This is a genomic window from Microbacterium sp. 69-10 (assembly GCF_001897945.1).
Classification (GTDB): Bacteria; Actinomycetota; Actinomycetes; order Actinomycetales; family Microbacteriaceae; genus Microbacterium.
The window spans coordinates 241,190-250,424 of record NZ_MKRT01000024.1; the positions used below are offsets into that span (position 1 = coordinate 241,190).

11 protein-coding genes are annotated in these 9,235 nt (G+C 65.7%); 9 read left to right on the forward strand and 2 right to left on the reverse strand.

From position 1 onward, the window contains the following. Window positions 1–7: 7 nt before the first annotated feature. From BGN97_RS12210 to BGN97_RS12250, 9 genes are all read left to right on the forward strand, one after another. Window positions 8–361, forward strand: a complete 354-nt coding sequence (locus BGN97_RS12210) for a hypothetical protein (RefSeq protein ID WP_292701825.1) — start codon at window positions 8–10, stop codon at window positions 359–361. 142 nt (window positions 362–503) lie between these two features. Further along, a complete protein-coding gene (locus BGN97_RS12215) occupies window positions 504–1,664 on the forward strand; it encodes a hypothetical protein (RefSeq protein WP_292701827.1) in 1,161 nt (386 codons plus the stop codon). Further along, on the forward strand, window positions 1,661–2,446 hold the full coding sequence (locus BGN97_RS12220) for a glycosyltransferase (protein WP_292701829.1): 786 nt from the start codon (window positions 1,661–1,663) through the stop codon (window positions 2,444–2,446). Before BGN97_RS12215 ends, BGN97_RS12220 begins: the two co-directional genes overlap by 4 nt. Window positions 2,447–2,503: 57 nt before the next feature. After that, complete coding sequence (locus BGN97_RS12225; RefSeq protein WP_292701832.1) at window positions 2,504–3,724, forward strand: glycosyltransferase family 4 protein; 1,221 nt, start codon at window positions 2,504–2,506, stop codon at window positions 3,722–3,724. A gap of 33 nt (window positions 3,725–3,757) precedes the next feature. Continuing rightward, on the forward strand, window positions 3,758–4,441 hold the full coding sequence (locus BGN97_RS12230) for a glycosyltransferase family 2 protein (protein WP_292701835.1): 684 nt from the start codon (window positions 3,758–3,760) through the stop codon (window positions 4,439–4,441). Window positions 4,442–4,448: 7 nt separating this feature from the next. Beyond that, window positions 4,449–4,802, forward strand: coding sequence for a DUF2304 domain-containing protein (locus tag BGN97_RS12235; RefSeq protein ID WP_292701838.1), 354 nt, complete (start codon window positions 4,449–4,451; stop codon window positions 4,800–4,802). Further along, window positions 4,802–5,950 carry a UDP-galactopyranose mutase gene (gene glf, locus BGN97_RS12240; protein WP_292701841.1) on the forward strand — a complete coding sequence of 383 codons (1,149 nt, stop codon included), beginning with the start codon at window positions 4,802–4,804 and terminating at the stop codon, window positions 5,948–5,950. The genes BGN97_RS12235 and glf overlap by 1 nt, the downstream gene beginning before the upstream one ends. Window positions 5,951–5,957: 7 nt before the next feature. Continuing rightward, on the forward strand, window positions 5,958–6,776 hold the full coding sequence (locus BGN97_RS12245) for an ABC transporter permease (RefSeq protein ID WP_292701843.1): 819 nt from the start codon (window positions 5,958–5,960) through the stop codon (window positions 6,774–6,776). After that, window positions 6,776–7,513 (forward strand): ABC transporter ATP-binding protein, encoded by a 738-nt coding sequence (locus BGN97_RS12250; RefSeq protein ID WP_292701844.1) that lies wholly within the window; start codon window positions 6,776–6,778, stop codon window positions 7,511–7,513. The genes BGN97_RS12245 and BGN97_RS12250 overlap by 1 nt, the downstream gene beginning before the upstream one ends. A gap of 28 nt (window positions 7,514–7,541) precedes the next feature. On the opposite strand, the gene BGN97_RS12255 is transcribed toward BGN97_RS12250, so the two are convergent. Continuing rightward, on the reverse strand, window positions 7,542–8,144 hold the full coding sequence (locus tag BGN97_RS12255; RefSeq protein WP_292701846.1) for a hypothetical protein: 603 nt from the start codon (window positions 8,142–8,144) through the stop codon (window positions 7,542–7,544). Continuing rightward, window positions 8,144–9,100 (reverse strand): glycosyltransferase family 2 protein, encoded by a 957-nt coding sequence (locus BGN97_RS12260; protein ID WP_292701848.1) that lies wholly within the window; start codon window positions 9,098–9,100, stop codon window positions 8,144–8,146. Before BGN97_RS12260 ends, BGN97_RS12255 begins: the two co-directional genes overlap by 1 nt. Between the last annotated feature and the right edge of the window lie 135 nt (window positions 9,101–9,235).

Sequence of the window (9,235 nt, forward strand, 5' to 3'; positions counted from 1 at the left end):
CGGGCTCGTGATCGCGATCGCTCTCGCAGCCGTCGCGTTTCCTGCAGGACCCTTGGAAGGAGGTCTGCAGCTGCAGGCTTTCGCGTTGCATAACAGTGCGGCGACGGCGCGGGAGGCCGAGATCGCGGCACGGCCGATAGGCCATGTGGAGCCGCTCGTCGCTCAGGCTGTGCCGGTGCTCGTAGTCAGCGAGGCGGTCGATGTGAAGAATCCCTCGGTCGGGCAGATTCCGTGGCTGATCGGGGGACTCCGCGGTTGGTGCGGGATCCCGGCTGATCGCGAGCTGGTCGTGCGCGAGACGCCGTTCGGGTACTGCCTGCCTGCCGGGCCGGGAGTGAGAGCCGAGTTCACCTGCGGGTGACGCCGCCCCCGGCGGTGCGTATGACGCAGGATGTTACGATGAAGCGATGGTCTCGGCGCAGCAGTCTCCCAGCCTGCGGCGAAGCACCATAGACCTGCTCGGGGCGCAGGTTCTCCGCAACCTCGCCCCGATACTCCTTCTGTTGCTGCTTGCGCGCTTCACAGACCAGGAGACCGTCGGGCGGTTCTCGCTCATGCTGGCGATCGCGACGCCGTTCTTCGTTTTCGCCCAGCTCGGGTTGCGAACCGTCTCGCTGACGCTGAATCCGGATGTCCGGTTCGGCTCCTACGCGCGGACCCAGACAGCAGCCGTCAGCATCGCGATCGCGGTGGTTGCAGCGACGACGGCGATCGGTAACCCCGGCCTGCTGGCGGGTATGGTGTTCGTCGCGCTGCTCAAGACCGCCGATGTCTTCTCGGACTTCCTCTCCGGGCCGCTCCAAAGACGCCATCGGTCACGTACGATTCTCGTCGCAAGCATCGTGTACGCCGTGGCAGCCTCGGCGGCGGCTGCGATCACGCTGACATTCAGCGGAGATCTCGTCCCGACCATCCTGGTCGTGGCGGTGGCGTCTCTGCTGGCGATGTACCTGTTCCTCTTCCTGCCGGCATCGCGCGTCGCGCGATCGGAGACCTCGGCGCCCGTTCGCCCGGCTCTGCGGATCGAGATCAGACGTATCCTCGCTGCGGGAGTCCCTCTCGGACTCACGACAGCGATACTCTCGCTGATCTCGACCTTTCCTCAGTACATCGTGACCGCCAGCCACGGGGCGGACGAGACGGCGCGCTTCGCCGTGATTCTCTACGTGTACGCGCTCGCCGATCTGGTCACGGGCACCATCTCACAGGCATGGATCCCCACGGCGCAGTACCAGCTCTCACACGGCGAAGGAAACAAGACTCTCGTCCTCGCGGTGCGCAACGCTGCGAAGTGGACCCTCGTCTACATACCGATCGTGGTGATCGGACTCATCGCCACCGCTCAGCTCTTCCCGCTCATCTTCAAAGGCGACTACACGCTGTCGTTCGCCGAGGCCGTTCCTCTCGGGCTGGCTATACTCGCCCTCCCATTGGCGCACTTCACCGCGATAGCGGTCGCCATCGAGAATTATTATGCGCATTCGCTCATTCTCGCGATCTTCTCCGCCGGTGTCGCGATCCTCGGATGCATCGCGCTGATCCCTAGCCTCGGCCTCACAGGAGCGTTCATCGCCCTCTTCGCCTCGGTGGTCACTCGAGCTCTGATCGCCGCGGGCATTCTTCTATGGTTCCTGAGAACTCCTGTGAAGGGGGGCGATTCGTGACCGCAGTGAGCGTCGTCATCCCGGCGCACCGTCTGGACCATTGGCTGGACGAGGCCGTCGCGTCGGTGCTGGACAGTACGGGCTCCGCGCCGGAGGTAGTCGTGGTGCTCAACGGCATCGCCGACGTCGAATCGCGTGACTGGATGGGTTCTCCTCGCCTCATCCTCCTCCATTCGGCTGAGTCGCTCGGCCCCACTCGGGCGATGATCCGCGGTGTGCAGGCAGCGACGGGCGACTTCATCAGCAGGCTCGACGCCGACGACCGCATGCGCCCCGAGCGCATCGCCGTTCAGCTGGAGTACCTCGCGAGCCGTCCCGAGACGCCGCTCGTGGGGACAGCCGTCGGCCGGATCACCGAGCGGGGGGAGCCCGCCGGCGCGATCCGGATGCCGACGGGCGACGATGTGCGGAGCCATCTCGTGCTGTCGAATACGGTCACGCACTCCTCGGTGCTGATGCGTCGTTCCGCGCTCGAGGCGGTCGGCGGCTACGATCCTGCACTCGCGCAGATGGAGGACTACGACCTGATTCTGCGACTCGCGCAGCTCGGTCCGATCGCCGTTCTCGCCGATGAGCTCACGGAGTACCGGCTGCACCCCGGACAGATCAGCAAGGGCGCACGACCGACCGGCGCCCACATCGACAAAGTCCTCGCCGAACGCCGCCAGCTCGGTGCAGCGATCGGCCTGTCGCGTGCGGGAGTCGCCGCACGGAACGCGTTGTGGCGCGCTGCGCAGTTCAGTCGCTATTGGGGGATCACCAGACCGGGCCACGAGTACTGAACGCCCGGCCGCTCCTTCGCCCGATGAAGCGTGCAGGTCGATCCGATACTCTTGGTCGTGCCCGGCGTCCTCGACGCCCCGAGCGAGTCGGAGTGGCACGGGCTATGGCAGGAGAGAAGACGAGTGGTTGACGGTTCACCCGGAGCCTGCGGCGACGCACGCCGAGCGATGCGCATCGCCTTCATCGTCAACAACTATCCGCCGCGGGTCGGCGGCGTCGAGCTCCACGTTCGAAACCTCGCCCGCGGACTCATCGCACAGGGGCACCGTGTGCTCGTCGTCACCCTCTCCGATCGTCCGGGGCGTGCCGACGACGACGGCATCGACGTGGTCCGCCTCCGCGAGCACTTCCGGATCGGTGACATCTTGGGCTTCCCCTCCGCAGGAGCGACCCGCCGCGTCGCTCGTCTCCTGAAGGAGCTCGACATCGACGTCGTGTCCATCCACACACGGTTCTTCCCGATGAGCTGGGTAGGGCTGCGCGCAGCGAGACGCGCAAGCCTTCCAGTCATCCACACCGAACACGGAAGCGACCACGTCGTCTCGCCGTCGCCCGCGATCCGCATCGGGAGCCGAGCCGTCGACCTCACTATCGGACGGTTTGTCCTGCGACAGGCGACAGAAGTGATCGGCGTCTCCGAGAACGTCATCGCGTTCGTCCGCCGTCTGTCCGGGCGGACCGACGCCCGGGTGTTCTACAACGCGATCGATGCCGCTCCGGCAAAGATCGACCGAAGTCCGAGACGCCATGTCGTGTTCGTCGGTCGGCTCGTTCCTGGCAAAGGCGCCGAAGTGTTCGTCCAGGCGCTCGCGATGCTCGCTGCCGATGGGGTCGAGTTCACCGCGGAGATACTCGGTGACGGTGTCAGCGCGGACGCGATCGCGGCGTCGGTCGTCCGCGCCGGCCTCGAAGGACGTGTGACGCTTCGAGGTCGGGTCGAGCTAGCCGAGGTGAGTCGCTCCCTCGCGGGAGGAGTGCTGGTGAATCCATCCACTCTCGCCGAGGGCTTCCAGACGACGATCCTCGAGGCGCTGGAGGTAGGCGGGAGCGTCGTCTCGTACGATCTGCCCGGTGTCCGAATCCTGCGAGAACAGGGATTCGCCGTCGACCTCGTAGAGCAGAAGAATGCCGAGGCGCTCGCGGACGCGATTCGCTTGCGCCTGGACAGTCCGTGGACGGTTCGGCCGATGGAGGGCTGGCACTGGTCGACGCGTGCGAGCGAGTATGCGCTGCTCGCCGCGGATGTACGCCGGCGCGTCGCGATGGTCGAGAATTGAGACGACGGATTCGAACGGAAGATCTAGAGGGGCATGGACAGAAATCCGAGTAATGCGGACACGTGGCTCGTCATCCCGCTGTACAACGAGTCGAGTGTGGTCCGCGACGTCGTGAAGGACGCGCGAGTGACATTCCCGAACATCGTCTGCGTCGATGACGGCAGCACCGATGCGTCGGTCGCCGAGGCGCTCGCGGGCGGAGCTGTCGTCGTGCGGCACCCGATCAACCTCGGTCAGGGTGCCGCACTGCAGACCGGACTCGAGTTCGCGCTGGGCAGACCAGGCGCCGAATACTTCGTCACCTTCGACTCAGACGGCCAGCATCAGGTGTCGGATGCTCTCGCGATGGTGGAGCGACTGCGTGCGGAGCCCTACGACATCATCGTGGGGTCGCGATTTCTGGACGGTCGCACCAAGGCGGGGGCGCTGAAGAAGGTCGTTCTGCGGATGGCTGTACTTTTCGAGCGGCTCTCTACCGGCGTGCGTCTCACTGACGCCCACAACGGACTCCGTGCGCTCAACCGGCATGCCGCGACGTCGCTGCGGATCCATCAGAACCGCATGGCGCATGCAAGCGAGATCGTCGCCCAGATCGGGGAACACAAACTCCGCTACGCGGAGCAGCCGGTGCACATCGTCTACACCGACTACTCGAGGGCGAAGGGGCAGTCGCTCTGGAACTCCGTTAACATTCTCAGCGAGCTCTTCATTAAGTAGGACGACCATGTTCGACCAGATCATCATCAAAGTATTGCTGATCGCAGCCTTCGTGATCTTCGCCTTGATCCTGATGAAGCCGGGAGGATCGGCACGCACTCAGGCGATCCGCACGATCACACTGTTGATCCTTCTCGCCGCAGCGATCTACGCGATCGTGTTCCCGGCGGTGATCAACGACCTCGCGCAGGCCGTCGGAGTCGGGCGTGGCACTGATCTGCTCCTCTACGCGTTCCTGATCGTGTTCGTCGCTAATGCGCTGACGACCGTGCGCAAGCGTCGTGCGCAGGACGCGCAGATCACACAGCTTGCCCGCCAGATCGCGATCCGCAACCCCGAGTTCCCGGAGCCGACCGACTGATGGATCTTCTCGTCGTCGGGTCGGGTTTCTTCGGCCTCACCATCGCCGAGCGCGCCGCGGAAGCCGGCCGCAAGGTGACCGTCATCGACCGTCGCTCGCACATCGGTGGAAACGCATACAGCGAGGCGGAACCGGAGACCGGCATCGAGGTGCACCGCTACGGCGCTCACCTGTTCCACACGTCGAACGCGACGGTGTGGGAGTACGTCAACCGGTTCACGACCTTCACGAACTACGTGCACCGGGTGTACACGAACCACAACAGCGTCGTGTACCCGATGCCGGTCAACCTCGGCACCATCAACCAGTTCTTCCAGGCGTCCTACTCGCCCGACGAGGCGCGCGCGTTGGTGAAGGAGCAGGCGGGGGAGTTCGACGTCAAGACGGCCGAGAACTTCGAGGAGAAGGGCATCGCCCTCGTCGGCCGCCCGCTCTTCGAGGCGTTCTTCCGCGACTACACGGCCAAGCAGTGGCAGACCGATCCGCACAAGCTCTCCGGCGACATCATCAGCCGACTGCCGGTGCGCTACACCTACGACAACCGCTACTTCAACGACACCTGGGAGGGTCTGCCCACGGACGGCTACACCGCCTGGCTGGAGCGGATGGCGGACCACCCCAACATCGAGGTGAAGCTCGGCGTCGACTACTTCGACGAGTCGCAGCAGCTCAACAAGCGCGCCACGGTGGGGCAGCTGCCCGTGGTCTACACGGGCCCGGTCGACCGCTACTTCGACTACGCGGAGGGCGCGCTCAGCTGGCGGACGCTGGACTTCGAGCAGGAGGTGCTGAACGTCGCCGACTTCCAGGGCACCAGCGTGATGAACTACCCGGATCTCGACGTGCCGTTCACACGCATCCACGAGTTCAAGCACTTCCACCCGGAGCGCAAGGACGTCTTCAACTCCGACAAGACGGTCATCATGCGCGAATACTCCCGGTTCGCGAACCGGGAGGACGAGCCGTACTACCCGGTGAACACGCCCGCCGACCGCGACGGCCTCCTCGCGTACCGCGAGCTCGCGAAGGGCGAGCAGGACGTGCACTTCGGCGGACGCCTGGGCACGTACCAGTACCTCGACATGCACATGGCGATCGGCTCGGCTCTGTCGATGTGGCGCAACGAGCTCTCCGGCCAGGGCGACTGATCCGGCGATGAGTAAAGAGACTGTCGGTGCCCCGGGCACACCGCAGCGGTACGCGCACTCGCTGTGGCTGCTCTCCGCGCGCGATCTGAAGGTCCGCTACTCCACGAGCGCGCTCGGGTACCTGTGGTCGGTGCTCGACCCGCTGGTGATGAGCGCGATCTACTGGTTCGTCTTCACCCGGGTCTTCCACCGCGACGTCGGCGAGGACCCGTACATCGTCTTCCTCATCAGCGGGCTGCTGCCCTGGGTGTGGTTCAACTCCTCGGTGTCGGACTTCACCAAGGCGTTCAAGCGCGACTCCCGCCTGGTGCGCTCGACGGCGATCCCGCGGTCCATTTGGGTGAATCGCATCGTGCTGAGCAAGGGGATCGAGTTCCTCTTCTCCATGCCGGTGCTGGCGATCTTCGTCGTCGCGAACATGATCTTCGAGAAGAACCCCGAACAGGTCGCGCACATCGGATGGGGCATCCTCTGGCTCCCCGTCGCGGTCCTGCTTCAGACGATCCTCCTGGTCGGCCTCGGCCTCATCGTCGCGCCGCTCTGCGCACTGTACGCCGATCTCGAGCGCACCACGGGGCTGATCCTGCGGGCGCTGTTCTACGCGACGCCGATCATCTACAACGTGTCCAACCTGCCCGGCGCCTTCGAGACCATCGGCGCGTTCAACCCGCTCGCGGGCATCTTCACGCTCTACCGGATGGCCTTCTTCCCGGACCAGTGGCACACCCAGACCGTGATCATCAGCGCGGTGATGAGCCTGCTGATCCTCGCCCTCGGGGTGTGGGTGTTCCGCGCACTCGAGCGTCCCGTGCTGAAGGAGCTGTGATGTCCGCCGCGATCGAGGTGCAGGATCTGGGCGTGCATTTCCGCCGCAACCGCCGTGGACGCCGAAGCTTCAAGGATCTGTTCGCCGGGGCATCCCGCCGTTCGCGGCCGGGGGAGTTCTGGGCGCTGCGGAACGTGAGCTTCTCGGTGCAGCCGGGGGAGTCGATCGGCGTGGTCGGCCGCAACGGGCAGGGCAAGTCCACGCTCCTGCGACTGGTCGCAGGCGTCCTGCTGCCCGATGAGGGCGGGGTCGAGGTGCACGGGGGAGTCGCGCCGCTCATCGAGCTCACCGGCGGATTCGTGGGCGATCTCACGGTTCGTGAGAACGTGAGGATGACGGCGGGGCTGCACGGCATGTCGCGCGCGGAGATCGCGAGCCGGTACGACGAGATCATCGGGTTCGCCGAGCTCGAGGGCTTCGAGGACACCCCGTACAAGCACCTCTCCAACGGCATGAAGGTGCGCCTGGCGTTCTCGGTGGTGTCTCAGCTCGACGAGCCGATCCTGCTCGTCGACGAGGTGCTCGCGGTCGGCGACAAGGCGTTCCGTGACAAGTGCTACGCCCGCATCGACGAGCTGCTCGCCGACGGGCGCACGCTGTTCTTCGTGAGCCACAACGAGCGCGATCTGCGGCGCTTCTGCACGCGCGGCCTGTACCTGGACAAGGGCGTCCTGGCGATGGATGCTCCGATCGCCGACGTGCTCGACCGCTACAACGCCGACTACAACACGCGCTGATCGGCGTCAGAATACGTGCTGATCGGTGTCAGCGACCGGCGACGATATCGTTCAGAGACTTCAACGCATTTGTCGCATCTGAGAGCGGTCCCTCAGCGGACGTCCCGCCCTCGTACGCCGAGCGGAGCGACTGCAGAGACTTGGCGTACGTGTCGAGGCCGCTGCTCCAGCGCGACGCGATCGAGCTCGGAGCGATTACCTCGGCGAGCCGGCCGGCATCCTCCTGCAGCAGACCCACGTTCTGGACGGCCTCCTGGGGATCCGACTCGCGCACGATCTGAAGTCCGCGCTGCGCGTCGGCGAGCACGGGGGAGACGCTGTCCCGGAACGCCCCCAGGTCCGGCGCCGGCGGAGGCGGCGGGCTCGTGACCGGCGGATCGGTCGGCGTCGGCTCAGACGTCGGGCTCGTCGACGGCGTCGGATTCGTCGACGGCGTCGGACTCACGGATGCCGTCGGCGATGCGCTCGCGCTGGGTGTCGGCTCCGCCACAGGAGCGCCGGGTCGCAGGAAGGCCCACAGCAGCACGCCCACGATGGCGAGCGCCACGACCGCGAGCAGCACGATCAGCCACACGCGCCCGCGCTTGGGCTTGTCGGGCGTGGGCGCCCAGAGATACTGCTGCTCGCTCATCACGCCTCCAGCGGGGGCATCGGCTGCCAGGTGCGGTCGCGGCCGATCCGGCCGCCGTCCCGCAGGCCGCGGAACAGGTTGCTGGTCCCGCGCACGGTGTGCTCGACGAAGAAGAGCCGGATGAGCTCCTTGAAGAACGTGGCCGTGGTGCCCAGGCCGAACAGCACGGGGTTGTACGCGCCCTTCGTGCGGTAGTAGTGCTTGATGAAGGCGCGGTTGCGCATGATGTAGTACCGGTACGCGTTGCTGGACGCGTTCATGTGGCGGATGCCCATGTCCCACTGCTTGATCTCGCGGGTGCGACGCAGCACGAACTCGTCCACGATCACCGCGGTGGTCAGGCGCGAGGCCAGCCAGCCGTACATCTGGTCGTCCCAGTAGATGAAGAACCGGGGATCGGGGAGGCCGATCTGCTGCACGATCGAGCGGTGGATGAACATCCCCTCGAAGCATCCGCTGTTCATCTCCTTGAACCCGGACGCGTCGAACTTGGACGGGGCGAACGGGATCGGGATGCCCATCCGGTCGGCGATGCGGTACTGCCAGTAGAACTCGCTGCCGTCGTAGTCGTAGCGGCGGCCCTGGATGCTCTTGAACCGGCCGGACCAGTGCCCCATCCGGGCGAGGCCGTCTGGGAGCACCTCGACGTCGTCGTCCATCATCCAGATCCACTCCGCACCGAGCTCGTAGGCGGTGCGCATGCCCTCGCTGAATCCGCCGGAGCCCCCGGTGTTCGTCTCCAGGCGACGGTAGACGATCTCGGTGCCGAGGTCGTCGCGGAACGACTCGACCAGGGCGGTGGTGTCGTCGGTGGACGCGTTGTCGATGATGACGACGCGACCCGGCTTCGGGCCCATCGTGCGGATGCTGGTGAGCAGCCCCTTGAGCAGGTGCGAGCGGTTGAAGGTGACGACGACGATCGCAGCGGATGCAGGATCAAAGGGGGTGCGCTGCAAGACGGGCCTCGTGTACTGGATCGGAACCTGATGTCATACCAGGAAAGGGGACCTGAACAGCCTACCGGCCTCTCCTGTAGAGTCGTGCGAATGGATGCAGTGGCGGGGCGCGCGCTGTGGATGGATCGGTTGCGT